Origin of the sequence: Fictibacillus sp. KU28468, from assembly GCF_026153615.1 — a bacterium.
Lineage (GTDB): Bacteria > Bacillota > Bacilli > Bacillales > Fictibacillaceae > Fictibacillus_C > Fictibacillus_C marinisediminis.
This window is the reverse complement of sequence record NZ_CP110666.1, coordinates 2826315-2851772: the sequence shown is the minus strand read 5'-3', so window position 1 is coordinate 2851772 and position 25458 is coordinate 2826315. Positions and strand designations below refer to the sequence as shown.

28 protein-coding genes and 1 pseudogene are annotated in these 25458 nt (G+C 42.6%); 15 read left to right on the top strand and 14 right to left on the bottom strand.

Annotated features, from left to right (window positions below):
- Nucleotides 1-30 precede the first annotated feature (30 nt).
- Nucleotides 31-1887, top strand: coding sequence for an asparagine synthase (glutamine-hydrolyzing) (asnB, locus tag OKX00_RS14795; RefSeq protein ID WP_265410555.1), 1857 nt, complete (start codon nt 31-33; stop codon nt 1885-1887).
- Here the strand turns inward: asnB and OKX00_RS14790 are convergent.
- From OKX00_RS14790 to OKX00_RS14780, 3 genes and pseudogenes are all read right to left on the bottom strand, one after another.
- Nucleotides 1863-2189, bottom strand: coding sequence for a hypothetical protein (locus OKX00_RS14790; protein ID WP_265407837.1), 327 nt, complete (start codon nt 2187-2189; stop codon nt 1863-1865). The two genes, asnB and OKX00_RS14790, sit on opposite strands and share 25 nt — an antisense overlap.
- A gap of 29 nt (nt 2190-2218) precedes the next feature.
- Nucleotides 2219-2506, bottom strand: a pseudogene (locus OKX00_RS14785) (MATE family efflux transporter); the annotation flags it as partial.
- Nucleotides 2507-2516: 10 nt separating this feature from the next.
- Nucleotides 2517-4268 carry a glycoside hydrolase family 13 protein gene (locus OKX00_RS14780; RefSeq protein WP_416054245.1) on the bottom strand — a complete coding sequence of 584 codons (1752 nt, stop codon included), beginning with the start codon at nt 4266-4268 and terminating at the stop codon, nt 2517-2519.
- Nucleotides 4269-4603: 335 nt separating this feature from the next.
- Here OKX00_RS14780 and OKX00_RS14775 point away from each other — a divergent pair, with 335 nt between their 5' ends.
- The 8 genes from OKX00_RS14775 (at nt 4604) to OKX00_RS14740 (ending at nt 12456) form a co-directional block, all read left to right on the top strand.
- Nucleotides 4604-5869, top strand: coding sequence for an extracellular solute-binding protein (locus OKX00_RS14775; RefSeq protein ID WP_265407836.1), 1266 nt, complete (start codon nt 4604-4606; stop codon nt 5867-5869).
- 131 nt (nt 5870-6000) lie between these two features.
- Complete coding sequence (locus OKX00_RS14770; protein ID WP_265407835.1) at nt 6001-7284, top strand: carbohydrate ABC transporter permease; 1284 nt, start codon at nt 6001-6003, stop codon at nt 7282-7284.
- A 1-nt stretch (nt 7285) separates the two neighbouring features.
- Nucleotides 7286-8122, top strand: coding sequence for a sugar ABC transporter permease (locus OKX00_RS14765; protein ID WP_248252329.1), 837 nt, complete (start codon nt 7286-7288; stop codon nt 8120-8122).
- A gap of 90 nt (nt 8123-8212) precedes the next feature.
- Nucleotides 8213-8545: an alpha-glucosidase domain-containing protein gene (locus OKX00_RS14760; protein WP_265407834.1), complete on the top strand. Its 333-nt coding sequence runs from the start codon at nt 8213-8215 to the stop codon at nt 8543-8545.
- A gap of 14 nt (nt 8546-8559) precedes the next feature.
- On the top strand, nt 8560-9099 hold the full coding sequence (locus OKX00_RS14755; protein WP_265407833.1) for a TIM-barrel domain-containing protein: 540 nt from the start codon (nt 8560-8562) through the stop codon (nt 9097-9099).
- Nucleotides 8982-9389, top strand: coding sequence for a DUF5110 domain-containing protein (locus OKX00_RS14750; RefSeq protein ID WP_416054343.1), 408 nt, complete (start codon nt 8982-8984; stop codon nt 9387-9389). Before OKX00_RS14755 ends, OKX00_RS14750 begins: the two co-directional genes overlap by 118 nt.
- Nucleotides 9390-9533: 144 nt before the next feature.
- Nucleotides 9534-10577: a LacI family DNA-binding transcriptional regulator gene (locus OKX00_RS14745; protein WP_053354799.1), complete on the top strand. Its 1044-nt coding sequence runs from the start codon at nt 9534-9536 to the stop codon at nt 10575-10577.
- A gap of 202 nt (nt 10578-10779) precedes the next feature.
- Nucleotides 10780-12456, top strand: a complete 1677-nt coding sequence (locus OKX00_RS14740) for a glycoside hydrolase family 13 protein (protein WP_265407831.1) — start codon at nt 10780-10782, stop codon at nt 12454-12456.
- A gap of 41 nt (nt 12457-12497) precedes the next feature.
- Here OKX00_RS14740 and ligD (OKX00_RS14735) read toward each other — a convergent pair whose 3' ends face one another.
- The 4 genes from ligD (OKX00_RS14735) to OKX00_RS14720 all read right to left on the bottom strand — a co-directional run bounded on the left by ligD (OKX00_RS14735) (nt 12498) and on the right by OKX00_RS14720 (nt 16271).
- Entirely contained in the window at nt 12498-13415 is a 918-nt protein-coding gene (gene ligD, locus OKX00_RS14735) for a non-homologous end-joining DNA ligase (protein ID WP_265407830.1), read from the bottom strand.
- Nucleotides 13385-14332, bottom strand: coding sequence for a non-homologous end-joining DNA ligase (gene ligD / locus OKX00_RS14730; protein WP_265407829.1), 948 nt, complete (start codon nt 14330-14332; stop codon nt 13385-13387). Before ligD (OKX00_RS14730) ends, ligD (OKX00_RS14735) begins: the two co-directional genes overlap by 31 nt.
- Nucleotides 14333-14338: 6 nt before the next feature.
- A complete protein-coding gene (locus OKX00_RS14725) occupies nt 14339-15166 on the bottom strand; it encodes a non-homologous end joining protein Ku (protein WP_265407828.1) in 828 nt (275 codons plus the stop codon).
- A gap of 235 nt (nt 15167-15401) precedes the next feature.
- Nucleotides 15402-16271 carry an SDR family oxidoreductase gene (locus OKX00_RS14720; RefSeq protein ID WP_265407827.1) on the bottom strand — a complete coding sequence of 290 codons (870 nt, stop codon included), beginning with the start codon at nt 16269-16271 and terminating at the stop codon, nt 15402-15404.
- Between the two features lie 160 nt (nt 16272-16431).
- Between OKX00_RS14720 and OKX00_RS14715 the strand changes: the two genes are divergently transcribed.
- Together OKX00_RS14715 and hmpA are read left to right on the top strand one after the other, a co-directional pair.
- Complete coding sequence (locus tag OKX00_RS14715; protein WP_265407826.1) at nt 16432-17586, top strand: histidine kinase N-terminal domain-containing protein; 1155 nt, start codon at nt 16432-16434, stop codon at nt 17584-17586.
- A 188-nt stretch (nt 17587-17774) separates the two neighbouring features.
- Nucleotides 17775-19007, top strand: coding sequence for an NO-inducible flavohemoprotein (hmpA, locus tag OKX00_RS14710; protein ID WP_265407825.1), 1233 nt, complete (start codon nt 17775-17777; stop codon nt 19005-19007).
- A 34-nt stretch (nt 19008-19041) separates the two neighbouring features.
- On the opposite strand, the gene OKX00_RS14705 is transcribed toward hmpA, so the two are convergent.
- Both OKX00_RS14705 and OKX00_RS14700 read right to left on the bottom strand, forming a co-directional pair.
- Nucleotides 19042-19179 carry a DUF3941 domain-containing protein gene (locus tag OKX00_RS14705; RefSeq protein ID WP_175501864.1) on the bottom strand — a complete coding sequence of 46 codons (138 nt, stop codon included), beginning with the start codon at nt 19177-19179 and terminating at the stop codon, nt 19042-19044.
- Nucleotides 19180-19224: 45 nt separating this feature from the next.
- A complete protein-coding gene (locus tag OKX00_RS14700) occupies nt 19225-20091 on the bottom strand; it encodes a DegV family protein (protein ID WP_265407824.1) in 867 nt (288 codons plus the stop codon).
- Nucleotides 20092-20253: 162 nt separating this feature from the next.
- Between OKX00_RS14700 and OKX00_RS14695 the strand changes: the two genes are divergently transcribed.
- Nucleotides 20254-21105, top strand: a complete 852-nt coding sequence (locus tag OKX00_RS14695) for a YitT family protein (protein WP_265407823.1) — start codon at nt 20254-20256, stop codon at nt 21103-21105.
- A gap of 53 nt (nt 21106-21158) precedes the next feature.
- Here OKX00_RS14695 and OKX00_RS14690 read toward each other — a convergent pair whose 3' ends face one another.
- Nucleotides 21159-21416 (bottom strand): NifU N-terminal domain-containing protein, encoded by a 258-nt coding sequence (locus OKX00_RS14690; RefSeq protein WP_265407822.1) that lies wholly within the window; start codon nt 21414-21416, stop codon nt 21159-21161.
- An 18-nt stretch (nt 21417-21434) separates the two neighbouring features.
- Nucleotides 21435-21887 carry a GNAT family N-acetyltransferase gene (locus OKX00_RS14685; RefSeq protein WP_053354792.1) on the bottom strand — a complete coding sequence of 151 codons (453 nt, stop codon included), beginning with the start codon at nt 21885-21887 and terminating at the stop codon, nt 21435-21437.
- 127 nt (nt 21888-22014) lie between these two features.
- Here OKX00_RS14685 and OKX00_RS14680 point away from each other — a divergent pair, with 127 nt between their 5' ends.
- Nucleotides 22015-22602, top strand: coding sequence for an SGNH/GDSL hydrolase family protein (locus tag OKX00_RS14680; RefSeq protein WP_062231340.1), 588 nt, complete (start codon nt 22015-22017; stop codon nt 22600-22602).
- Between the two features lie 43 nt (nt 22603-22645).
- Here the strand turns inward: OKX00_RS14680 and OKX00_RS14675 are convergent, their stop codons facing one another.
- From OKX00_RS14675 to OKX00_RS14665, 3 genes are all read right to left on the bottom strand, one after another.
- Nucleotides 22646-22897, bottom strand: coding sequence for a DUF3813 domain-containing protein (locus OKX00_RS14675; RefSeq protein WP_265407821.1), 252 nt, complete (start codon nt 22895-22897; stop codon nt 22646-22648).
- A 3-nt stretch (nt 22898-22900) separates the two neighbouring features.
- On the bottom strand, nt 22901-23044 hold the full coding sequence (locus tag OKX00_RS14670; protein ID WP_265407820.1) for a hypothetical protein: 144 nt from the start codon (nt 23042-23044) through the stop codon (nt 22901-22903).
- Between the two features lie 127 nt (nt 23045-23171).
- Nucleotides 23172-23984 carry a Cof-type HAD-IIB family hydrolase gene (locus OKX00_RS14665; RefSeq protein ID WP_265407819.1) on the bottom strand — a complete coding sequence of 271 codons (813 nt, stop codon included), beginning with the start codon at nt 23982-23984 and terminating at the stop codon, nt 23172-23174.
- A gap of 136 nt (nt 23985-24120) precedes the next feature.
- Here OKX00_RS14665 and OKX00_RS14660 point away from each other — a divergent pair, with 136 nt between their 5' ends.
- Nucleotides 24121-24396, top strand: a complete 276-nt coding sequence (locus OKX00_RS14660) for a hypothetical protein (protein WP_062231346.1) — start codon at nt 24121-24123, stop codon at nt 24394-24396.
- 293 nt (nt 24397-24689) lie between these two features.
- On the top strand, nt 24690-25454 hold the full coding sequence (gene yjfP, locus OKX00_RS14655) for an esterase (RefSeq protein ID WP_265407818.1): 765 nt from the start codon (nt 24690-24692) through the stop codon (nt 25452-25454).
- The last annotated feature ends 4 nt before the right edge of the window (nt 25455-25458 follow it).

Genomic DNA, 25458 nt, shown 5'->3' with positions numbered 1-25458 from the left:
GAAGGATGAATCAGCATCCGAATGGAAAGGGTGATGACGGTGTGCGGGATTACTGGATGGATAGACTGGAAGCGCGACGTTTCACAGGAAAATAAAACATTGATTAAAATGGCAGCTACATTATCGAAACGCGGTCCGGACGCTTTGAACGTATGGAGCCGCACTCATGCAGGCTTCGGCCATGCAAGGCTGGCGGTTGTGGATCTTGAAGGCGGCGCACAGCCGATGACGAGGGGAGAAGAGAACGCCCCTTGCACACTTTGTTATAATGGTGAGCTTTATAACACACAGGATTTAAGAAAAGAACTGTTGAAAAAAGGGTATCGGTTTGAAGGTCATTCTGATACCGAAGTGCTTCTCATTTCCTATATTGAATGGGGAGAAAGCTGTATTGATCACTTTAATGGGATCTTTGCTTTTGCGATCTGGGATTCCCAAAAAGAAAAATTGTTTCTTGCACGAGACCGTCTTGGTGTCAAACCGCTGTTTTACTCTATAGCGGGAGGGCGTCTTTTGTTCGGTTCGGAATTAAAAGCGATCCTGGCTCATCCTGATGTAAAAGCCGAACTGGAGAGCGAAGGTCTTCAGGAAGTTTTCGGGCTGGGGCCATCAAGGACTCCGGGACATGGTGTGTTTAAAGGGGTCAGTGAACTCAGGCCCGGCCATGCTTTAACATTTGATAGAAACGGTCGAAGGCTTTGGCGGTATTGGAACGTGAAGAGCGAGCGTCATCCTCATTCGCTGGAGGAAACCATATCCAATGTGAGAGAGCTGGTGGTGGATGCTGTTCAACGGCAGCTTGTTGCCGATGTGCCGGTTTCCACCTTTTTATCGGGAGGCCTTGACTCAAGTGTGATATCCGCGATTGCGGCAGAGCATTTTAAATCAGAGAATAGAGGCCGGCTCCACACGTTCAGCATCGATTATGTGGATAATGACAAGTACTTTAAAGCGAGTGATTTCCAGCCGAACGCCGACGGTCCATTTATCCAAAAGATGGTGGAAGCCACAGGCTCCGTCCATCACAATTGTGTCATTGACACAGAGCTGCTGGTCAATCACCTTCGGGAATCAGTAGCAGTAAGAGATCTTCCGGGAATGGCAGATGTTGATTCCTCATTGCTTTGGTTCTGCAGACTGATTAAAGATCATTCCACGGTTGCACTTTCCGGTGAGTGTGCCGATGAAATTTTTGGCGGTTATCCATGGTTTCATAAACCAGAAGTTATGAACCGGCCCCTTTTTCCATGGATGAGTTCAACGGCTGAGCGTGAAGATCTGCTGCATGATCATTGGAAGAATAAGCTCAATCTATCTTCCTATGTGAAACAGCGGTACCAAGAATCACTCGCGGAAATGCCAAGGCTTGATGGAGAAACGGGAGTGGAGGCGAAACGCAGGGAGATTTTTTACTTAAACATGATCTGGTTTATGACAACATTACTCGATCGTAAGGACCGAATGAGCATGGGGGCAAGTCTGGAGGTCAGGGTACCGTTTGCTGACCACCGGATCGTTGAATACGCCTGGAACATACCGTGGGAGATGAAGATGCTGGAAGGACGGGAAAAGGGCCTTCTCAGGAAAGCACTTACCGGAATCCTGCCGGATGAGGTTCTTCATAGAAAGAAAAGCCCTTATCCGAAAACACATAATCCAAACTATACGCAAAGTGTGAAAGAGTGGCTTCAGTCGATCATCGATAACAGCAGTTCACCTATACTGGAATTGATAAAAAAAGAAAAAGTTCAGGCGATTATTGATACAAACGGTGAAGCATTTAAAGTTCCTTGGTTCGGCCAGCTAATGACCGGGCCACAGCTCATGGCCCATCTGTCTCAAATCGATACTTGGCTGAACGACTATAACATTAATATTATCGATTGAAAAAGGGGCTGTCCTGAAAGTCGAAACTTGACCTTCAGCAGCTCCTTTTTGTCTTGAAAATCTTCAATGAAAAGTTGATTGAAGTGGAAGGTGCGAGACTCCTCGAAAATGAACTTCACATTTTCTTCGTGCGATAAAACGCTGCCGGAGCCTTCCTTGTCCTGCGGGACTAGCGTGATAGGTGAGACTCCCGCAGGCGCTAGCGCCAAAAAGTAGGCGTTCACGCCGGTAAGGCTCACCGCACGCCCCGCGAAAGTAGGAGCTCGCGCCGGTAAAAGCGAGCACCCTGGAACGGAAATCAACAGCTTACAGACTTCTTGGACAGCCCCTTCTATGTGTGAGCTGCGCCGGGCTGAATATCCAATACGTTCTTCCGCTCCCAGATTCTTGACCTCCAGCGCCAAAGCATAAGAAGTTCGCGCAGCCATTCATCTACGATAAAGGCGATCCATATGCCAAGCAGTCCCATCTCCATCGAAATTCCTAAAAAATAAGCAAGCGGGACACTGATTCCCCACATCGATATGACTCCCATCAGGGCAGGGAACTTAGCGTCTCTGGCCGCCCGAAGTGACGAGATGACCACAAGATTAAACAACCGGCCAGGCTCTAAGATAACTGGTTCTACGTTAACTTAATTTTAAAATCAAGAAATCTTTGGCATTTACAACCGCATAAGCTGGACTGATGTTTTCTCCGGTCCAAAGGTTAATGGCATTGCTGAAGCCGTCAAATAGACCTTCTTCAAGCGTTAGGGGTCCGCTCTCTGTATTAAAGGCGAATAAAAGGGTTTCATCAGCAGATGTTTTCTTATAAAGAAGCGTTCCAGGTGTATGGCTCCCTTTGATAAAAGAGAGGGTTCCACCATTGCCAAAAGCAGAATGATCAGATCTGAACGTGATCAGTTTTTGAATATCATCAAATAAAGTGCGGTCCTGTTTTTCCTCATCCCACTCCATGCATTTTCTGCAGCCGGGATCCATTTCGCCAGTCATCCCTACTTCATCTCCATAATAGATGCAGGGAGTTCCAGGGAAGGACAGCATGAGTGTGTACAATTGGCGGACTCTTTCTTTATTTTCCTTGGCTAGTGTCAGTACCCTTGGTGTGTCATGTGAATCAAGAAGATTAAAAGCAACCTCATTCACGTTTGCAGGGTAGGACTGTAGAACGTTTGTAATCTTGTCAGCAAATTCGCTGCCTGTTATTTTATCAAATGCTAGAAAATCCAAGGCTGCCGTCGTAAACGGATAGTTCATAACCGCATCAAACTGATCACCCTGCAGCCAAGGCATGGAATCATGCCAGATTTCTCCGAGGATATACGCATCAGGCTTTACACTTTTCACGGTGCTGCGGAACTCGCGCCAGAATTGATGATCCACTTCGTTGGCCACATCCAGCCGCCAGCCGTCAATATTGAATTCTTCGAGCCAAAATCGGGCTACTTTCAATAAATATTCTTTTACCTCAGAATTTTCAGTATTTAGTTTCGGCATGTTTTTCTCAAAGGCAAAGGTGTCATAGTTTGGTTTAGGTTCTGTGATGACCGGAAATTCGCGAATGTGGAACCAGTTTTTATATGGCGAGTTTTCCTGGTTTCTGAGAACATCCTGAAAGGGTTCGAAGTAGAAGCCGCTATGATTGAAAACAGCGTCCAGCATTACTTTTATGCCTTTTTCATGGCAAGCATCCACCAATTGCCGGAAGGTTTCTTTTGTTCCAAACTGCGGATCGATTTCAAAATAATCGATCGTGTCATATTTATGATTCGACTTTGCTTTGAAAATAGGGGTGAAGTAAATGCCGGTTATTCCAAGGCTGGCGAGATGATCAAGGTGCTGGATGACACCCTCAAAATCTCCACCAAAAAAATTGGTCTTGGATGGTGCAGCTGAGCCCCATGCCAGTGCCCCTTCAGGATCATTGGCAGGGTTGCCATTCGCAAATCGTTCAGGGAAAATTTGATACCAAACCGTATTCTTTACCCATTCAGGTGCCCTGAATACATCTGCTTTGTTAAGGAAAGGGAAGCAGAAATAATACGATGTATCATCCATAGGTGCTTCTTCATAAAAGCCTTTTTCCGTATAGACCAGCTTCTCACTCTCATTCATCAGCTCAAATCCATAACGAAGTCTTCTAAACTCGGGAGATACTTCAATGACGTAATAATCGAACCATTCATCAGATCCCGATTTGGTCATCTCACTTTTCTGGATTTGCCAGCGTCCGTCTATCCAATTATAAGGGTCGCCATAGATAAGATGTACAGACTGAACATCACCTTTTTTCGTTCGTAAACGGATGTGAAGCGTTTTTTCGTCATAGGCATAGGCATAGTTATTCTTTGGTCTATGGTACAGGACTTCTCGCTGCATATCATCACTCCTGACTAGTTTTTGCAATCGGTTGCACGTATAGGATATAAAAAAGGTACAAACTCTGTGTGGAGGTTGTACCTGCGGTAGCATTGCCCCGATGCAATTAATTTCAACTTTAATGTAGTATATACTGAAATTGATGTCAACGAAAGAGTTGGAAGCGTTTTAGAAAAATTTTTGAAAACAGTTGTCAAAATAAAAAAGGGATGTATAATGAAATTAGGAATTGATGCAAGCGTTTTCACAACACGTTAGGCGAAGGCCTAATCCTTTTTTTGATTTGGTTGTGCAAACGGTTGTTCAAGATCTTAAACAAAATAGGGGGAACAAGAATGAAAAAGATAATGGCCTATATGTTAACACCAGTGCTTGCTTTTGGTGTTCTTTCTGCCTGTGGTCCACAAGACAGCAGCGGAAGCGGCAGCAATACAGGAAAAGCAGAGAAAAAACCGGATAAATTAGTAGTCTGGGAAGATACAGATAAAAGTGTAGGCCTTGAACCAGCTGCGAAAAGCTTTGAAAAGAAATACGGAATTAAAATTCAATTAAAAGAAATGCCAATGCTTGATCAACAAGATAAGCTTCGTCTTGACGGACCGACTCACAAAGGTGCGGACATCATCACGACACCACATGACCGTATTGGGCCATTGGCTACTGAAGGATTGATCGAGCCTCTAAATATTTCAAGTGATATTACAAGCCAATATACTGACTCATCAATCTCGGCTTTAACGTTTAAAGGAAAACTTTATGGTCTTCCAAAATCTACTGAAACACCTGTTTTCATCTACAACAAAAAGTATATGAAAGAAGCCCCTGCAACACTTGACGATCTTTACAAGTTCTCTAAAGGCGACAAAGGCGGCGCGCAATACGGGTTCTTGGCGAACTGGACAGATTTCTACTTCGCACATGGCATCTTAAGCGGTTACGGTGGTTATGTATTTAAGGATAACAATGGAACACTTGATACGAAAGATCTTGGTTTAACAAACAAAGGCTCTTTTGAAGGTGCTGATTACATTTCCAAATGGTACAAAGAAGGATTATTCCCTAAAGGTATCATCGGGAAAAAAGCAGGACAAACCATTGACGGTCTATTCAATGAAAAGAAAGTTGCTTCTGTAATGAATGGACCTTGGTCATTCCAAGGCTATAAAGATGCAGGAATTGATATCGGTGTTGCACCAATGCCGAAGCTTCCTAACGGCGAGTATGTAAAAACATTCATCGGTGTTAAAGGCTGGAACGTAAGTGCATACTCTGAGCACAAAAAATGGGCTCAAAAATTTGTAGAGTGGATCACGAACGAAGAAAACGCGAAAATCCGCTACGAAAAAACTCAGGAGATTCCTCCGATCAAAGCTCTTATGAAAGATCCAATCATTGCTGATAACGAAGCAGCAAAAGCAGTTGCTGTTCAATCAGAACGCGGTGTTCCAATGCCAAACGTACCAGAAATGGCAGAAGTTTGGGTACCAGTAGGAAACGCGCTGCAGCTTGCTGCAACAGGTAAACAAGATTCCAAGAAAGCATTGGAAGACGCATCTAAAACAATTGAGCAAAACATTAAAGCAAAACACACCGGTAAATAATATAGAGGGAGGCGGTACCCAGTATATTCTGGGTACTGCTTTCACTATAGGTGAATCTTCTAATACCTGAAGGTTCAGACATTGGAAGATGCATCTATATCAAGTGTTTCAGAAAGGGGACAGCCTACATCATGGAGGCGTTAGCAAATCAATCCAACCATCGTAAAACCGCGGCTTTGCTCTCTATCATTCCTGGGATCGGCCAGGTATATAATAAACAAAGAATAAAAGGGGCTTTATTCCTTATCCTGGCAGCTTCCTACTTCGTTGTTTTCGGGAACCTCTTGAACATGGGGCTCTGGGGATTCTTTACCCTTGGAACAGAGCTTCCGCGTGACCATTCCATCATCCTTCTCGTCCAAGGGGTCATCGCATTTATCGTGATTGGCTTCGGCATCGCTTTTTATGTGTTTAACATTTACGATGCGTTTCAAAATGGCAAGAAGAGAGATCAGGGCTTTGCGGTGACAACCATTAAAGAGCAATATCAAAATGTGATTGATAAAGGATTCCCTTATCTTTTAGTAGGGCCGGGCTTTTTTATCCTGATCTTTGTTGTTGTATTTCCGATTCTGTTCATGGTTTTCCTTGCGTTTACCAACTATGACTTGTACCATTCACCGCCTGCCAAACTGGTAGATTGGGTAGGAGTTCAGAACTTCAGTGACATGTTTACGATGGATATCTGGAGAAATACATTTGTATCTGTATTTGCCTGGACGATTATCTGGACATTTACAGCAACCACTCTGCAGGTTGCCGTTGGGATTTTTCTTGCGGTTGTTATTAATCAAAAGGATCTTAAATTTAAAGGAATCATCCGTACGTTATTAATTCTTCCATGGGCAGTTCCTGCTTTCGTTTCTATCCTTGTGTTCAGTGGAATGTTCAACGACTCTTTTGGAGCCATTAATAACGATATTCTGGCAGCTTTTGGAATCGATCCCATACCGTGGCTGACCGATCCGCAATGGACGAAAGTCGCGATCATCTTTATCCAGACATGGCTGGGATTCCCTTTCATCATGGCAATGACAACCGGGGTACTCCAATCCATCCCTGAAGAATTGTATGAGGCAGCAACCGTTGACGGAGCGACAGTTTGGGATAAATTCAGATCCATTACACTTCCGATGATTCTGGCTGCTACTGCACCGATCATCATCACACAGTACACGTTCAACTTTAACAACTTTAACGTCATTTATCTCTTTAACGAGGGCGGTCCAGCCGTTGCTGGACAAAGTGCAGGCGGAACAGACATTCTAATTTCATGGATTTATAATTTGACCATGACTTCTGCACAGTACAGCAAAGCTGCAGCTGTTACAGTTCTGCTGTCTGTCGTTATCGTTACGGTTGCGCTTATTAACTTTAAGCGAACGAAAGCATTTAAAGATGAAGGAATGATGTAAGATGAGCATTAAACGAGGGAAAATTATACGTCTCACTTTGTCCTATCTGGTCATTCTTGCTGCGATTACAATAGTGATCTATCCGATCCTCTGGGTTATTGGATCATCACTAAATCCCGGGGACAGTTTAACGAGTTCAACGATTATACCGGAGCATGCAACACTGCAGCATTACAAAGAACTGTTCACGAAAACTCAATATTTAACTTGGTATTGGAATACATTGAAAATTTGTATCAGCACTATGGTTCTTGCTGTAATCTTTATCGGTCTGACAGCCTATGCTTTTTCTCGCTACCGTTTCTTCGGGCGAAAAAATGGTCTGCTTCTATTCCTTGTATTGCAAATGATTCCTCAGTTTGTAGCAATTCTTGCAATCTATATCCTTGCAAACCTTGTTGGACTTCTTGACACGCATTTCGGACTTGTTCTTGTGTACGTTGGGGGATTGATTCCTATGAACACCTGGCTGGCAAAAGGTTACTTTGATACGATCCCAAGAGAACTGGATGAATCAGCACGCATTGATGGAGCAGGACACTTCCGAATTTTTTGGCAGATCATTCTTCCGCTTGCCAAGCCAATTCTGGCCGTGGTTGCTTTGTTCAGTTTCATCTCGCCATTTGCGGACTTCATTCTTGCGTCCATCTTGCTTCAGTCAGATGAGAAAAAGACTTTGGCTGTAGGTCTTTTCAATATGGTATCCGATGAGTTTGGAAATTCCTTTACACTGTTCGCAGCTGGATCTGTATTAATTGCAATTCCGATCGGACTCTTGTTCCTTTCATTGCAGCGTTTCTTCGTTTCTGGGCTGACGGCTGGAGGAACAAAAGGCTAAAAGCGCCTCAATATATGAACGGGAAAAAGCTGCATACGCTTTTCCCGTTTTTTAATGAATGGAATTCCATTATTTTTGGAGGAAATGAGAATGCTAGATACAAGCTTTGCCATACATCCTAAATTATTGAACAGTACCTATACCGACATAGGAAAGCTCTTGAAGGCGGAAAAGAAAGAGACGGATTTTTTGTTTCAGTCCGAATTCGGCTTTGTACGAGTTTCATTCTATACAGAAGATACGGTCAGAGTGACGATGAATCCGGCGGGGTATCCTTCATTCGATTCAAGCTTTGCTCTTATTAAAGAACCTCAAAACATAAACGTTAAGATGACAGACGAAGAAGACAAAATGATGATAGCTGCTTCCCGAATCAGTGTTGCCATACGCCAAAAGAGGTCTTACAGCAATACACAGAGCTGACAGGGCGGATGAACATGCCGCCAAAATGGGCGATCGGGTATCATCAGTCCCGCGATACTGGTGTCAAAGAGGATCCGGAGTATAAAACTTATCAAGAGGGAACGTATGAAGATCATTTCTGTAAATACATCGAAGGGCACCCTTATTTTGGTGACGTTTGGCCTGGAAAGTCAGCATTTCCTGATTTCACGAACACGAAAACAAGGGAATGGTGGGGTCGGAACCACAAATTCTACAGTGATATGGGAATCCACGGCATCTGGAATGATATGAATGAACCGGCTGTCTTCAATGAGATGAAGACGATGGATATTAAAATGTTGCATGGGAATAACGGTCATCCGAAAACGCACAGAGAGCTTCACAATCTGTATGGTTTATTAATGGGTGAATCCACCTATAATGGTATGAAGAAGCTGATCGGCGGAGACAGGTCATTTCTATTGACCAGAGCCGGTTATGCTTCGGGAACCACCCATCGAGTGGTATATCTTCCACATGGCATGATTATTGGACAGAAACCGTATATGAAGGCGGTCAGCATGTCCTTATAAAGGCGGAACTGGATGTATTGCCGAACTTTGTGAAAGCCGGCTATATCCTGCCGCATGGTACGGTAAAACCAAACTCTGCCGTAAAAGAAACGAAGATGACGTTCCATGTGTATGCAGAGCTTGATGGAAGTACGGAGTATAGCTTGGATGAAGATGACGCCAAGACTTTTGCTTATGAAGATAATCACTTTGCAGAAATAAATATCAACTGTTCATTTTCCAAAAATTTGATTAAAATAGAACTTAACCAAGAAAGCAGCGGCTATACTCCTGATTGCACAGAATACTAGGTTGTTATCCACCATCCTGAGCCAGATACAGAATTTAAGTTAAATGGACAAACGGTGAAAGGCAACAGGTTAAATGTTAATATACAGTAATCATTAAAGGAACGTTGCAGCATGATTGAGAGTAAACACGGAAGGAGGATGATGATGACCGTTACGATTAAAGATGTAGCTAAACTCGCAAATGTAGCCCCATCCACCGTTTCGCGTGTCATTGCCAACAACCCAAGGATATCTGAAAAAACAAAGCTCAGAGTAAGGGAAGCGATGGAGCATTTAGGGTATCATCCAAACTTTAATGCAAGAAGTCTCGCTAACCGATCAACCCAAGCGATCGGTCTTGTTATGCCCGGTTCCGCAGACAAAGCGTTTCAAAATCCATTTTTCCCGGAAGTTATCCGCGGCATCAGCACCATTGTGCATGAAAAAGAATATGCACTGTATATGTCCACAGGCCAGACAGAAGATGAAATTCATGATGGGGTAGTTCGAATGGTCCAGGGCGGCAGAGTGGACGGTATTATCCTCTTGTATTCAAGCGTAGATGATAAAGTAATGAACTATCTGATCGAGAAGAAGTTTCCTTTTACACTGATCGGCAAGCCGTTTAAGAATGAAGATGCGATTACCCACATTGATAATGATAATTTTAAAGCGGCAAGAGAGATGGCAGACTATTTGATCTCGCTCGGCCATGATAAGATCGGATTCGTTGGTGGAAGTTCTCATTTGGTTGTAACCATCGACCGGCTTCTCGGCTATGAAAAATCGTTGAGAATCCACCAGATTCCATACCGTGATGAATACATTATTCATGAAGAATTTTTAAAAGAAGGCGGCCAGGAAGCGATCAGAAAGTTGATGGCACTAGAGGAACCCCCGACTGCTCTTCTCGTCATGGATGATCTGATGGCGTTTGGTGTACTGAGTACACTCAGCGAGATGAACATCTCTGTACCTGATGACATTTCCGTACTTAGCTTTAATAACGTGATGCTGGCAGACTTTTCAACACCAGCGTTAACCTCTGTTGACATCAATATTTTTCAACTGGGATATGAAGCAGCAGAGTGTCTGATGGATCTTATCGCAAAACCAGACCTCAAACCAAGAAGGGTGGCAGTTCCGTACCGGCTTGTCGAACGGCAGTCTTGTATGGCAATATCTGCCCCAAAAGAGAAAACCATATAAAAAAGAAGGCAGCCTGTTTATGGTTCAAATAAACAGGCTTTTTTCTCTGAGAATGAATAGAGCGATGATATTCCAGCGCTCGTCGGGCCTTAAACGGGTACTTATTAAATAAACCTGTTGCTTAATGTTTATGTAATCGTATACAATAAGGATGGGACTTAGGACAAACGTTTGCGCAAAACGAAAACAGGGAGTTATTGAAATGAAAAAGAAATGGTGGAAAGAAAGCGTCGTCTATCAAATATACCCTCGAAGCTTCATGGACAGTAATGGGGACGGAATTGGGGATCTTCAAGGAATTATTTCAAAAATGGACTACTTAAAGGACCTTGGAATCGATGTCATATGGCTTTCGCCAGTATATAAATCTCCGAACGATGATAACGGCTATGATATTAGCGACTATCAGGAGATCATGGATGATTTTGGTACGATGGAAGATTGGGAAGAGATGCTGGCAGCCTGCCATGAACGGGGAATCAAGCTGATCATGGATCTTGTCATCAACCATACATCTGATGAACATCCTTGGTTTATTGAATCACGTTCATCTAAAGACAATCCTTACAGAGACTTTTATATTTGGAGGGAGGGGAAAGGCGGCAGAGAGCCGAACAACTGGGAGAGTATCTTCAGCGGCTCAGCATGGCAGTACGATGAACAGACCGATGAATACTACCTGCACCTGTTCTCGACGAAACAGCCAGATCTTAACTGGGAAAACGAAAAGGTCCGTCAAAAGCTTTATGAACTGGTTCAGTGGTGGGTCGATAAAGGAATCGATGGATTCCGTGTGGATGCGATCACGCACATTAAGAAAGCTCCAGGGCTCGAGGATCTTCCGAATCCGGGCAATAAACGCTACGTTCCTTCCTGGGACGGCCACCTCAATCAGCCTGGAATCCAGGATTTCCTGAAAGAGCTGAAAGAGAATGTCTTCATGAATGATAAAATCATGACGGTGGGAGAAACGCCAGGCGTTAGTCCTGAAGGTGCAAGAGAGTACGTGGATGAAGAAATCGGTAAATTTAATATGGTCTTTCAATTTGAACACATGGGTCTTGATCAAACGGAAGAAAGTAAGTGGGATCTTGCTCCTTGGAAGCTCTCTGATTTGAAAGACGTACTTACCAAATGGCAAAAAGGCCTTGAGGGAAGCGGATGGAACAGCCTATATCTTGAAAATCATGATCAGCCGCGGTCAGTTTCCAGGTTTGGCAATGATAAAGAATATCACAACAAATCAGCCAAGATGCTGGCCGCTTTTTATCAGTTCATGCAGGGAACACCTTATATTTATCAGGGACAGGAGATTGGGATGACCAACGTACAGTTTGAGTCGATCGAAGACTACCGTGATGTGGAAATCCTGAACCTGTACAGGGAAGCTCAGCTTGACGGAAAGAGTGTTCCTGAAATCATGAAGTCCATTTATGTGAAAGGCCGTGATAACGCCAGAACTCCAATGCAATGGAAAGACGCTGAAAACGGTGGCTTTTCTGAAGGGACACCATGGATTTCTGTGAACCCGAACTATCCTGAGATTAATGTGGTACAGCAGTTGGCTGACGAGAATTCAATCTTAAACTTTTATAAAAAGCTGATCCAGCTTAGAAAAGAACACAGCATCATTGTCTATGGAACGTACGACCTGGTTCTTGATGGCCATCCTGACGTATACGCCTACACTCGTACACTAGATAATGAAAAGCTTACGGTGCTTTGCAACTTCAGCAGCCAATGCACACAAGTTGAGCTTCCAGAAAGCTTAAAAGATGACAAAGCTGTGTTGCTGATCTCGAATTATGAGTACAGCGGCAGTGGTTTGAAGAACTGTGAACTGCAGCCGTTTGAAGTTCGGGTGTTTTACAGCAAATGATGAATAAAAAAATATCCTGGCCCATGCCAGGATATTTTTTGTTATAAACCTTGTTCCTTCAGCCAGTCCAGTACTGGCCCGAAGTGCTGGTTGGATTTTGCATCTTCAAATTCAGCAAACGGATCGCCATTTTCCAATATTCTCTGGTGAATCGAGTCCAGCGGAAAGGTTTCTGGGCGAAGATCTCTATTTAGTTCTTCCCAGCGAAGAGGTGTAGCAACGAGTGCTTCTTCGTTGCCCCTCACAGAATAAGGGGCGATGATGGTTTTTCCTTCCGCATGCTGAATGTAATCAATATAGCATTTGTTGCCTCTGTTTTTCTTAAGCCGTTCAACAGTAAACCAGCCCGGTTCTTTCGTAATAAGATATTGAGCCAGAAAATGGGTGAACCTTCTTGTTTCATCAAAGGTAAACTGGTTTTCAGGCAAAGGGATATATACTTGCAGCCCTTTGTTTCCGCTTGTTTTGACAAACGCTTCTAACTTCAGCTTTTGACAAACCTCATGGATAAGCATGGCAGCTTCGACTGAGAGCACGAACTCATCCCGTGATGGCGGGTCTAGATCCATGACAATCTCAGAGGGTGCTTCAGTACCGATTTTACGAAAGGGGATATGGAGCTCGAATGCCAGCTGATTTCCTAGCCAAAGCAGTGCAGGCAGGGTGTTGCAGACAATATAATGAATCTCGTCTTCAACAACGGTCTCGATAAAGTCAGGAGCATAATCAGGACAATTCTTCTGATAAAAACGTTCATCATTGACCCCATGCGGATAGCGGATGACCGTCAGTGCCCGGTTCTTTAAAAAGGGAAGAAGGTAAGGCGCTATCCTGGCCAAATACTCAAGATAGTGAAGCTTCTGAAGTCCTTTTTTCGGCCACAAAGGCTTATCTGGAGAGGTGACGGCTACTTTAAAGCCGTTGATGTTCAGCTCCTGCTGCTGATTGCTTTTTCCCATGTACAATCCTCCCAGCTGACATCGAGTCTAAAAGCAACAAATCTTGGATGTCTCAGCTGATCTTTATAGATCTCCAAATATTGAAGTTCAACACATATTGATGGTAAAACCTTGATAACATTGCTGTCTTCCCCAGACTTGTTGCTTTTTATGACTTCGATCAGAACTCTGCGTTCTTCTGAAGATAAGCCATGAGAGAACAAGCCGACAGAAACCGTTTCACCATCTTTACGTGCAGCCACATGAAAGTAGCCGTTCTTCTTTTCATAGGCTGTGATAAAAAAGATGCCGGTCTGTGGGTTTTTTATTTTTATCCATTGTTCTGACCGTGCTCCTGGAACGTAATTGCTTTTGCACCGTTTCGCTATAATCCCTTCACTCTTTTCTTTTTTGTTGAGAGACCATAGCTCATCCCCATTACTGAAAAATTCGATGGGTTTTGTTTTCATTTCTTCGCGTGCAGACATTTTTTTGAAAATCTCTTGGAGCTTTTCTTTTCGCTGAAGCAAAGGGGTTTCGGTTACTCGCTCTCCCCGTACACTCAGCACATCAAAGACAAGGTAGGTGGCAGTATGATCTGCAGCGGCCCGTTTGATTTTGTTCACATCCTTTAACCTTCCCCTTTTTTGCAAAGCTTCAAATGATGCCTTATAGGGGGTTTCCAAGATGCATAATTCTCCATCGAATATGAGTGGGAGGAGGGATTTGATCTCCTCAGTCATTAGGATTAAATCATTCACGACTTCTGGAAACGAAAGGTTTAATGAATGGCCGTTTCTGCTGTAAAGATCGACTCCTGATTCGGTCCATTGGGCAATGCAGCGGTAGCCGTCATATTTTATCTCATAAATCCATTCGGATCCCGTTGGCAGATCACTCCCTAAGGAAGCAAGCATTGGTCTGATCGGTATAGGCATTTTATTTTAAGCTTTCTTCTTCTTTGGTTTAGCCTTTTTTGTTTGAGTTTCCGTTTTCTTTTCAATTGTCTTGGACTGGTCGATACTCGCCTGCAGTGCTTCCATCAAGTCAACCACATTGGTTCGCGGCCGTTCTTCAGACACTTTGATTTCTTCACCGGAAATCTTGCTTTCTATGATGTTTAGAAGCGCTTCACGATACTCGTCTTTATATTTCTCAGGCTCGAACGGCGTTGACAGCTGTTCGATTAACTGCTTTGCCATTTCTAGTTCTTTGTCATTCACCTGTATGTCCTCATCCAGTCCTGGAACATGCTCGACATTACGAACTTCATCGGGGTAATATATCGTTTCCATGACAAGCCCTTTATCATAAACCCTTACGGCAGCCAAACTCTCTTTTGAACGAATCGTAATCTTTGCGAGTCCGATCCTTCCGCTTTCTTTCATTGCTTCTTTTAACAAAGTGAAAGGTTTTGCGCCATTCTCTCCGGGGCCGATGAAATAGGAACGATTAAAGTAAATCGGGTCGATCTCTTCCAATGAGACAAAATCAATGATTTCGATCGCTTTATTTTTAATCCCGGCGATTTTGTCGAGATCTTCTTTTTCTACAAGCACAAATTTTCCCGGTTCATATTCATAGCCTTTGACGATGTCTTCTTGCTCGACAGGCTGTTCACAAACCGGACAGGTTTTTTCATACTTGATCGGATTATGGCATTTTTTATGAAGATACCTCATCTTAATGTCTTTGTCCTCAGTCGCTGCAAACAGCTTTATTGGAATATTAACCAGGCCGAAACTGATGCTTCCCTTCCACATGGTATGCATTGTCTACACCCTTTCCTAGTGTTCTTGTTCTAGTGTGTGACAATTGCCTGCCATTTTATCCAAATAAAAAAAGCCGATCTTTATCGGCTTTTCAGAATGTGAGAAACAGCTTGCATTGAGGCTATGTCTAGCTCCAGCGCAAATTTTGAAAACAGGATTCATGTTTTAAGCCAAGGTCCTCGTAAGACGAAATATAAACACTATTTCGTCCCAGGTTGCTTGAGCTTTTCTTAATCTATCCGTTAACAACCGTTCCTCCGTTGATGTGGATAGTCTGACCTGAAACATAGGATGAATCGTCACTTGCCAGGTAGACATAGGCTGGTGCCAGTTCTTCAGGCTGGCCCGGACGTTTCATAGGGGAGTTTTTTCCAAATACATCCACTTCTTCTGCAGTAAAAGTAGAAGGGATCAGTGGTGTCCAAATCGGTCCTGGAGCAATTGCATTTACTCTAATGCCTTTTTCGACGATTGAATTGGAAAGGGCGCGAGTAAACGACACGATTGCTCCTTTGGTCGATGAGTAGTCGATCAGTTTTGGGTGGCCTTTATAAGCAGTTATGGAAGCGGTATTGATGATGGAACTTCCAGCCTTAAAATGCTTTAAAGCGGCTTTCGTCAGATGGAACATGGAGAAGATATTTGTTCTAAAGGTTTTCTCCAGCTGCTCTGCTGAAATATCCTCAATGCTGTTCTGTGGATGCTGTTCACCAGCATTATTAACAAGAATGTCTAGCTGTCCAAATTCTCCTACCGTTTTTTCAACGGCTTCCTTGCAGAAGTTTTCGTCTCCAATGTCACCGGAAAATAAGAGGCAGCGAACGCCTTCCTGTTCGATCAGCAATTTTGTTTCTTCAGCGTCATTCTGTTCATCAAGATAGATGATGGATAACTGAGCGCCCTCTTTTGCAAAGGCAATCGCGGCTGCCTTACCGATCCCGCTGTCGCCTCCTGTGACTAGGGCGACTTTTCCTTTGAGCTTGCCGCTGCCTTGATATGTTTTAGCTTGAGATTGCGGTTTTGGATTCATTTCCGATTCTGTTCCCGGCTGATGATTTTGGTGCTGTGCCGGAGGATCAATTTTTCTTCCTTGCTGGTCGCTCATTTTCTCATCCTTCCTTTGTCCATGGTTTGAATACGACATTATTCTTCCACATCTCTTATGCAATCAAACCTTTTTAAAAAAAAGGTAGACAAATATTGTTCATCTTTTCAAAGTGTTGCATAATGAAATAAAAGATGACAAAGAGAGAGGCAGTGGTTTCATGGTTGGTGTTGAAGCGTTGTCCAGCGAACAACTGTATCGAGCAATAAATCACTTTCGAACGCTTCATGAAAAGATTGTTTGGGAATGGCTGGACCACGCCTTAATAAAAAAAGAAGACCCTTTTTATGAAGAGGTCGTTAAGAACGGCAACCGCACCCTTGATTTGCTTTATCAGTATATAGAAAAACCGGATATTGCCCTGATTATGGACCTTACAAAAAAAATTGCTCCTGAGCGGATTGAAGCCAAAACAGACATTAGTGAATTTGTTTATAACATTAACATAGGCAGGCAAATCGTAAACGATAAGGCACTGAACTCCATTTTACTTCCTGATGAAAAGAAGTGGATCATCATGACCATCAACCATTTTTTTGACCAGCTTCTTTACTATGCCATAAAAGAGTTTTCGTCATTGAATGATGTTATCATCGAGAATAAAAACCAGTTTATTCAGGAAATGCACAGTGACAGGCTTACGATATTAGGGCAGATTGCGGCAAGCTTTGCACATGAGTTTAGGAATCCGTTGACTTCTATTAAAGGATTCATTTATCTTTTGGAATCAGAGCTTGTACCGAATGAAAAAACCGACCATTATATTTCTATCATCAATGATGAGATGGAAAATCTGCAGGACAAGATCAGCCAGTTCCTATTGCTTTCCAAGATGAAAGGACTGGACGACCTTATCGCTATCTTTGATCTATCTATCTGTTTGCATGAAATGATCGACTTTATGTACCCTCGTTTTCTAGAAGCAAAAATTAATCTAATGGTAGAAATCTCTCCGGATCTAAAGGTTGAAGGGGACAAGAACCAATTGAAACAAGTCATCTTGAATATACTGAACAACGCCGTAGAGGAGCTTTGTGATCTTCCGGAAGAACGAATTATTAAAGTAAAAGCCTATCGATCATCAGAAAAAATAAGGCTTGAAATATCAAACAATGGTTCACAGATTCCAGCCCACCTGCTCGAGAACATTTTTGAACCTTTCATTACAACCAAGGAGCTGGGAACCGGACTTGGATTATCGGTCTGCAAGCAAATTGTTGAAAAGCATAATGGCCAAATCCTTGTTGACTCCAATGCTTCATATACAACCTTTTCCATCAGTATTCCAGAAGCAATCGAAAGAACATCTTTATAAGGTGTTTTTTTTTTGCAATGAAGTAATGTCTAGATTCGATGCTTGACGAACGGACTTTAGCAGAGGCTTGCACCTTTCTTATGATTCACAATTCTGACATAAGAAAAGTGATTGTAATCACTATGAGGTTATTTTCGTTTTCTTATAATGAACATGTAATCAATATTGAAACCAAAGGGGACTTTGTCATGCTGGATCAAAAGACAATTGAAGTGATTAAATCAACCGTACCTGTGCTTAAAACTCACGGAAAGGAGATCACTACCCGTTTTTATAAAAATTTGTTCACTAAACATCCGGAACTATTAAATATTTTTAATCATGCCAATCAAAAACAGGGCCGCCAGCAGACGGCTTTAGCGAACGCCGTTTATGCGGCTGCTGCCAATATTGATCAGCTGGAATCGATTATTCCAGCAGTGAAGCAAATTGCCCAGAAGCATCGAAGCTTAGGGATTCTGCCTGAACATTATCCGATCGTCGGCGAAAACCTTCTTATAGCGATCAAGGAAGTGCTTGGCGACGCTGCAACTCCTGAAATTATAGAGGCATGGGGAAAAGCATACGGTGTAATTGCAGACGCGTTCATCGGAGTGGAAAGCCAAATGTATCAGGAAGCAGAACATCAGCCAGGAGGCTGGGAAGGATTCCAGAATTTTATCGTGGATCGGGTCGAAGAAGAGAGTTCAGTTATTACCTCTTACTATTTAGTCCCGGAAGATCAAAAAGCCATCGCTGCGTTTAAACCTGGACAATACATCAGTATCAAGTTTGTGATCGATGGCGAAGAATACAATCATATTCGCCAGTACAGCTTATCAGATGCTCCGGGAACCGGCTATTATCGGATCAGTGTCAAGAAAGAAGCGGGCGGCTCCCATCCAGGCAAGGTTTCTGTTTATCTTCATGACCATTTTAAACAAGGGGATATTCTGCAGGTAAGTGCTCCTGCCGGAGAGTTTTATCTTGATACAAAAAAAGAAACTCCTGTTGTGCTTCTAAGCGGAGGAGTGGGTTTAACCCCGATGGTCAGCATGCTGAACACATTGGCTCAAGAACAAACAGAGAGAAACATTACTTTCATTCATGCTGCCATCGACAGTACATTTCATGCATTCAGGGACCATGTCAAGAATTTGGCTGCAGAGTTTGATCATATTAAAAGTTATGTCGTCTATGAGAATCCAACTCTTGAAGACGAAGAAAAAGGTTTGTACCACAAAAAGGGCTACATTGATCTCAACTGGCTGAAAGGACTGAATCTCGATCCTTATGCGGATTATTATTTCTGTGGACCACTTCCATTCATGAAGGCTGTGTATCACTGCCTAAGGGATCTTGGAATCCACGAACAGCAGCTTCATTTTGAATTTTTCGGGCCAGCAGCAGAACTTACAGAAACCGAAAAAGTAAAAGCATAAAAAAAAGCATCCGCAAAGGATGCTTTTTTAAAATTTACAAATGATCGTTTTCTTTAGAAAACGAATGTTTACCAGCTGCTTTGTTTTTTTGTTCAGCTTCATTTTTTAACTGCTGATCCGCTTGACGATCGTTTTTTTTCTTATGATTGTCTTTCGTGTATTTATGTGTCAAAAGTCTCGCCTCCTCATGAATTAACATGAGCGGGCAGGAGTAACTTTATGCATCGGAATAGGGCTTTGTAAGAAAGAACAAGGCAATGGTGCCTGGACCCGCATGAGAGCCGATGGCACAGCCGATCATGGATATCATAATCTGTTCACAGCCGGTTTCTGCTTTAATCATTTCTTTTAAGGCATTTGCTGCTTCTTGATCATCGGCATGGCTGATCCCGATAATTTGATCTTCAAATGAAGTTCCCCGTTCTTTCATCAATTCGATCATCCGGGCAAACACTTTCTTTTTGCCACGGATTTTTTCAATCGGATAGAGTTTTCCTTCCTTCATATGAAGAACCGGCTTTATTTTCAGCAGGCTTCCCATTACTGCTGCTGTCCGGCTAACACGTCCGCCTCTTAATAAATATTCCAAGTCATCAACGGTAAAAATATGCTCAGTATGGCTGAGGTAATAATTCGCTGTGTTTATTACTTCTTCTAGATTTTTTCCTTCCTTCGCAGCCTTCGCCGCCTGATAAACAACAAGGCCAAAACCAAGAGAAGCACATTGGCTGTCGATAACACTGATATTTGCATGAGGATATTCCTCAAGCACCTCCTGGCGCATGAGTTCAGCGGTCTGGAAAGTTCCGCTTAAGCCTGAAGAAAGCGTGATATAAACACAAGGCGTTTCAGTTTCTGCGCATTTTTGGAAGGCTTCCTTAACAAGCAAAGGAGGAACCTGGGACGTTTTAGGTGCCGCACCTTCACGCATCTGATTATACAGCTGAAGCGGCTGTATGGTTTTACGGTCATATTCTTCATGGCTATGAATGGTTACGACTAAAGGAAGCATATTAATTTCAAGTTCGTCTATTATGTGCTGCGGCAGATCACAGCCGCTGTCTGTAATGATCTGGACTCCCATATCAATCACCTTCAATTATGTATGATATCTTCAGTGTATACTTCACTATTGGTAATGGCAATAGAATGTTTCAAGCTAAAACCTTTGTGCCTATTGACTCCAGAAGTTAATTCTGATAAAAAAGTATAGTTGGGAAGCAATGAATCGAAAGGAAATTTAATAATGAATTACACACCCATGCAAGAAATCAAGAAAATTATCGTCATTATTTTAGGTGCTGCGCTGAATGCAGCCGCCCTTAATTTATTTTTGATACCCGCCAAAGTGTATGCGAGCGGATTTACCGGTGTGGCACAGCTCGTTTCTAGCTTGCTTATCCATTCACCAGTTCCTATCTCAACTGGGATGCTTTTGTTTGCTCTAAACATTCCGGTAGCTATTCTAGGATGGATGAAGGTTGGTAAATCGTTCACCATCTACAGCTTTTTTTGTGTTTTTATGATGTCTTTTTTTCTTGAAATCATTCCTGTTGTTGAAATCTCAAAGGATATTTTGCTCAACGCAGTATTTGGAGGAGTGATTGCAGCTGTTGGTGTTGGCTTTACGCTAAAATATGGTGCTTCAACAGGCGGCCTTGATATTGTTGCCATGATTTTGTCACGTAAACACAACCGCCCGATCGGAACATATTTTCTTATTTTAAACGGCTGCATCATCCTTGCGGCCGGGCTGCTTTTCGGGTGGGAGAAAGCCCTTTATACACTCGTTACTTTATATGTTAGTACACGTGTCATCGATGCAATCCATACCCGCCATGAGAAACTGACGGCTATGATCGTGACAAGAAAGGGAAGCGAATTAAAAGAAGCCATCCACTCAAGGCTGGTTAGGGGAATTACGATTGTCCCTGCAAAAGGAGCATTCTCAAACGAAACCAAGGAGATGCTAGTTATTGTCGTAACCCGATATGAGCTATATGATTTAGAAAACATCATTAAAGAAGTCGATCCAAGTGCATTCACCAATATTGTGAACACGACTGGAGTTTTCGGGTTATTTCGAAGAGATGATTAATAGAAAAAAGAGTACCTTCAGGGAATTTTACCTGCCAGGTACTCTTTTTTTCATTATAACGTCTCCAGAACTTTTTGAATTTGGGGCACCAGTTCGTCCCAATCACTTTCAGGAAATTTGTTTACGGTAATAAAGTCTTGAAAACCGAAGATGGATTCCACACCATCAATGCCAATAAGGGATTGTGCCAATTCTGAATCAGGTGTGTCTCCTGCTCTGGCTGATAATCTGCCTTCTAAAAAGGGCTGGCTTGCTGAAAATTTAAGAGCATGTGGGTTTGGGGTTGGTTGTATTCCAAATTCTACTGACATTGTTCTCATCTCCTGTTATTAAAAATTAAAACGATACCTCTGTGATACAATATCATGAAAATCAAGGGAGTTATACAGGTGTTTCGTGACTGAATTGTTGATTCCTGTTTCCAGCTCTATGGACTTAATCCCTTCACGTTCTGCCCAATGGATCAAATGCAGCAAAATTTTGCGGGCAATCCCTTTGTTTCGCGCATTTTCCCGGACGAAAAGTTCGTTTAACCAAAGATAGGGGCCGCCAAGAGGCAAACTGATTCCGATGTTGTAGAATGCAACTCCGAGAATTTCTCCTGCTTCCTCGGCGATGATGACGCCTGAGTTGGAATCCTTCTGGATGGCAAGAGAAATGCCGTTTAGTACTTTTTGATAACTGCCATCATCCTCTGAACGCGTACGCTGCTGAGAGATCAAATCCGCGATTTTCTTGGTTAAATCCTCAGTGGCGTCAGCCGGAACTTCATAGACAAACATTAAAATCCTCCATGCAAATAGGTTTTGTAGCTATATTATAACAAAATAATCACTTTGCGACTGTGAGCAAATGAATTTTACAGGCGAATATTTATAATGAAACTAAAAAATGGCAAGGGGGGAGTTCATGAAAACATTGGTGTGCTTCGGTGACAGCATCACTTCTGAGGAAAAAAGTGATGATGGTACACTTAGGCTGACTTCAAGGGTGCGTTTGTCCCTGCAGAAATGGAATGTTATTAATGCAGGTGTACCCGCTGAAACCACACGATTGGCGTTAACCCGTTTTCAGGAAGACGTTTTACGGCATGACCCTGATCTGGTGACCATTCTTTTTGGTGCAAATGACGCGAGCAGCCATCGTTTAATCGAAGTGGAAGAATATAAAAAAAACCTGGAATACATGATTGAAAAGCTTGGTCCATCAAAGGTCATCCTTGTTTCTCCGTCACCGGTTGACGAACGTTTTCAACATGCGAGATCAAATGAGGAGTTGAAGAATTACGCGTTAGCGGTAAGAAAACTTGCAAAAAAGTACAATACCCATTTCGTGGATTTATGGACAGAGATGATCAACAAAGATTATTGCAAGATGCTTAACAATGATGGCCTGCATTTTAATAAAAAGGGCTATAAACTCCTTGCAGATCTCGTCATCCGAAAAATGGAAAAGCTGACAAGTTCCCAAGCTTCGAAACGAATGTTACTGCTATAATGGGTAACCCATAAAAAAAGGCTGAGAGAAAACTCTCGGCCTTTTACTGCTGGTCTTTTGTGCTGCTTTTTGTCTGGTCAAGCTCTTCCTGCAGTTCAGCAAGCTGCTGGCGTTCTGCATCAGAAGAGTCTGCCATGGCGGAAGAGATAATATTCTGTGCTACTGAAACGTCTTCGTTGCTGAAGTCATTGTTTTGCTGGCTGATTTGCTCATGCTGTTCGTGTTGTCCCTCTTCATTTTTCCCAACCAGATTGGAAACTGCTTCTCTTGCTCTCTGAAAAATATTATTACCCATCGGTTAATTTCCTCCTAATGTAATATTGTTTTGGACTTCTTGCTTCGTTTCTTTAATGTCTTCATTTAGCTGCTGCTGAACGTCATTATGCTTTACTTCATCAGCGCCTTGCTGTATAGCACGTTTTGATTTGCTGTGCTTGCTCATTCATCTTGGCCTCCTAACGGTTTATATTAGTTTTTACACAAGCACGAGTTTTATGTAGAAAGCTCACCCTTCCAAAATTTATAAAAACCCGGCAAAGATTAGTCTTTGCCGGGTTTAATGGATTACATTATTTTAATGACAATACATCTTCTAAGTAAAGGGCGATTCCATCTTCTTCGTTTGTTGCCGTTACAAAGTTTGCGATATTTTTCAATTCGGAAATGGCATTGCCCATCGCGATTCCGTGTCCTGCATATTCAATCATTTCCAAGTCATTGTCTTCGTCGCCAAAAGCAATGACCCTTTCTGTTGGTATGTTGTAAAATTCGGCGATCTTCTTTAATCCTACAGCTTTGTTTAAACCGGCACGTATGATTTCTATGATGTTCCAAGGAGCAGCCCATACGCGCTGGTCGATTACTTCAGCATGTTCCTGTTTCAGCTGGTCCCGTAATTCAGCAACGTGATGATCCTGAGGATGAATCAAAATGGAGGTAGGGTCATCATTGAGCATGTTTTGAAGGTCCCCCGTCTGTGCCGGGTTCTCTCCCATGATAAACGTATTGACAATGACCTCGTCTTCTTTGTGCAAATACACATCATCCAATACTTCAGCCATAATATTTTTCACAAGAAAGTCTTCAGCAGTTTGAATGACTCTTTTCGCATGTGAAAGTTCCAATGGGGAATGGTACACACCAAACTTCTTATCATGGGGGTGATGGACAAATGCGCCGTTAAAGTTAACAATTGGTGTGTTTAAGCCAAGTTCATCATAATACATGGTGCTTGCACGATACGGGCGGCCGGTTGAAATGCAGATGATATGGCCCTCTTTTTTAGCCTGAAGAACGGCGTTTTTTGTTCGATCCGAAATCGTTTTTTTATCATTCAGTAAGGTGCCGTCTAGATCTAACGCGATTAAATACGGTTTCTTCATTCAGATTCCTGCCTTTTCTTCGGTTCTCAAATTTAGTGTAATGCTTTCCTTAATCACTGTCCAATATAAGGAAGTTTTACAGTATCGGCTCAAGGGTAATGCTACATACATATAGGTTCAAGAAGGAGGAGTTTCCATGAAGAAGAAATATTTGCTGCTATCTGGTTTTGCATTGTCCGCTGCCGGAGTAACATCCTACCTCTTGCGTAAGGGTTCCAACAGGGCTATGGCTAAAATGATGATCAATGACATGAAAGATAAAATCCTACCTTTTATGACAAAAGAGGAAAAAGATCAGAAACTGCCTGTGAATAAAGCGGGCCATCCCGATCCATATGATATCGATGATAATGAAATGGTGTCGGAAGGAAGCATGTATCCCGTGAATTATTACAATAAAAAGAAACAGTAAGGCAATGACAAAGGTAAGAAAGTATAAAGCAATTTAGCATGCATAGATATAATGTCTAGCTCAATCACCCAGTGCTGAAAACGAACTTCAGTTTTCAGCATAAGTCCTCGAGAGACGAAAAATATTTACCATTTCGTCTTAGGTCGCTTCACTTTTACCCAACAACACAAAAAGCGTGTTGTTGGGTAAGAGTTCCAGCGCTGTCGGACTTAAACGGGCGATTGAGCTTTTCTAATACGCAAATTTCGATTAACTTGTTATGATAGAGAAAACAATAAGCAAAGGAGAAGTATATGGTAACCATAGAAACACGAACAATTGATAACATTCCGGTGCTGCATGCTTTTGAAACGGGCAAAGAGAATGAAAAGCTTCCTTTAATGTTGTTTATCCATGGATTCACGAGCGCAAAGGAGCACAACCTGCACTTTGCCTATGCCCTTGCCCAAAAAGGATACCGTGTCGTTCTGCCGGATATGCTTCATCATGGTGAACGAATGTCTGACGTTTCAGGAGATAAAAGGATGTATTCCTTCTGGGATATCGTCGTTCAAGGTATCCAGGACATACATACACTTGTTCAATCTCTTGATCTGGAAGGCATAATTGACCCAGAGAGGGTAGGGGTTTCAGGTACTTCCATGGGAGGGATCATTACATTTGGAGCTCTATCGCAGTATCCTTATATAAAAGCCGCTGTAACACTCATGGGAACACCGTACTATGAAGATTTTGCTTATTGGCAGATTGAAAAGATGAAACAGCAGGAAGTTTCCTTTCCTTTTTCAGAGGAGGCACTCGCGAAGGTCATCTCCATCATCAAGCCCTTTGATTTAACATCGTGCATGGAAAAGCTTGATAATCGGCCTCTGTTATTATGGCACAGCAAGATCGATGAAGTGGTACCTTTCAGCCAAAGCTGCGATTTCTATAGAAAAGCAAAGGCTGTTTATAAAAATCCTGAGAAAATCCAATACATCGCGGATGAAACCTCAGGGCATAAAGTATCTAGGACGGCGTATCTCGAAACGGTAAAATGGTTTGCCAAATATTTATAGATCT

Bases quoted from the DNA above. Each gene is read 5' to 3' on its own strand.
- OKX00_RS14670 (WP_265407820.1), bottom strand. From the start codon at position 23,044: ATGAGCAAGCACAGCAAATCAAAACGTGCTATACAGCAAGGCGCTGAT.
- OKX00_RS14755 (WP_265407833.1), top strand. From the start codon at position 8,560: ATGCCGCCAAAATGGGCGATCGGGTATCATCAGTCCCGCGATACTGGT.
- OKX00_RS14765 (WP_248252329.1), top strand. From the start codon at position 7,286: ATGAGCATTAAACGAGGGAAAATTATACGTCTCACTTTGTCCTATCTG.
- OKX00_RS14745 (WP_053354799.1), top strand. From the start codon at position 9,534: ATGACCGTTACGATTAAAGATGTAGCTAAACTCGCAAATGTAGCCCCA.
- OKX00_RS14660 (WP_062231346.1), top strand. From the start codon at position 24,121: ATGAAGAAGAAATATTTGCTGCTATCTGGTTTTGCATTGTCCGCTGCC.
- OKX00_RS14680 (WP_062231340.1), top strand. From the start codon at position 22,015: ATGAAAACATTGGTGTGCTTCGGTGACAGCATCACTTCTGAGGAAAAA.
- OKX00_RS14760 (WP_265407834.1), top strand. From the start codon at position 8,213: ATGCTAGATACAAGCTTTGCCATACATCCTAAATTATTGAACAGTACC.
- yjfP (WP_265407818.1), top strand. From the start codon at position 24,690: ATGGTAACCATAGAAACACGAACAATTGATAACATTCCGGTGCTGCAT.
- OKX00_RS14685 (WP_053354792.1), bottom strand. From the start codon at position 21,887: ATGTTTGTCTATGAAGTTCCGGCTGACGCCACTGAGGATTTAACCAAG.
- OKX00_RS14675 (WP_265407821.1), bottom strand. From the start codon at position 22,897: ATGGGTAATAATATTTTTCAGAGAGCAAGAGAAGCAGTTTCCAATCTG.
- OKX00_RS14740 (WP_265407831.1), top strand. From the start codon at position 10,780: ATGAAAAAGAAATGGTGGAAAGAAAGCGTCGTCTATCAAATATACCCT.
- OKX00_RS14725 (WP_265407828.1), bottom strand. From the start codon at position 15,166: ATGCATACCATGTGGAAGGGAAGCATCAGTTTCGGCCTGGTTAATATT.
- OKX00_RS14690 (WP_265407822.1), bottom strand. From the start codon at position 21,416: ATGTCAGTAGAATTTGGAATACAACCAACCCCAAACCCACATGCTCTT.
- ligD (WP_265407830.1), bottom strand. From the start codon at position 13,415: ATGGGAAAAAGCAATCAGCAGCAGGAGCTGAACATCAACGGCTTTAAA.
- OKX00_RS14695 (WP_265407823.1), top strand. From the start codon at position 20,254: ATGAATTACACACCCATGCAAGAAATCAAGAAAATTATCGTCATTATT.
- OKX00_RS14715 (WP_265407826.1), top strand. From the start codon at position 16,432: ATGGTTGGTGTTGAAGCGTTGTCCAGCGAACAACTGTATCGAGCAATA.
- OKX00_RS14770 (WP_265407835.1), top strand. From the start codon at position 6,001: ATGGAGGCGTTAGCAAATCAATCCAACCATCGTAAAACCGCGGCTTTG.
- OKX00_RS14700 (WP_265407824.1), bottom strand. From the start codon at position 20,091: ATGGGAGTCCAGATCATTACAGACAGCGGCTGTGATCTGCCGCAGCAC.
- OKX00_RS14780 (WP_416054245.1), bottom strand. From the start codon at position 4,268: ATGCAGCGAGAAGTCCTGTACCATAGACCAAAGAATAACTATGCCTAT.
- OKX00_RS14720 (WP_265407827.1), bottom strand. From the start codon at position 16,271: ATGAGCGACCAGCAAGGAAGAAAAATTGATCCTCCGGCACAGCACCAA.
- ligD (WP_265407829.1), bottom strand. From the start codon at position 14,332: ATGCCTATACCGATCAGACCAATGCTTGCTTCCTTAGGGAGTGATCTG.
- OKX00_RS14775 (WP_265407836.1), top strand. From the start codon at position 4,604: ATGAAAAAGATAATGGCCTATATGTTAACACCAGTGCTTGCTTTTGGT.
- OKX00_RS14665 (WP_265407819.1), bottom strand. From the start codon at position 23,984: ATGAAGAAACCGTATTTAATCGCGTTAGATCTAGACGGCACCTTACTG.
- hmpA (WP_265407825.1), top strand. From the start codon at position 17,775: ATGCTGGATCAAAAGACAATTGAAGTGATTAAATCAACCGTACCTGTG.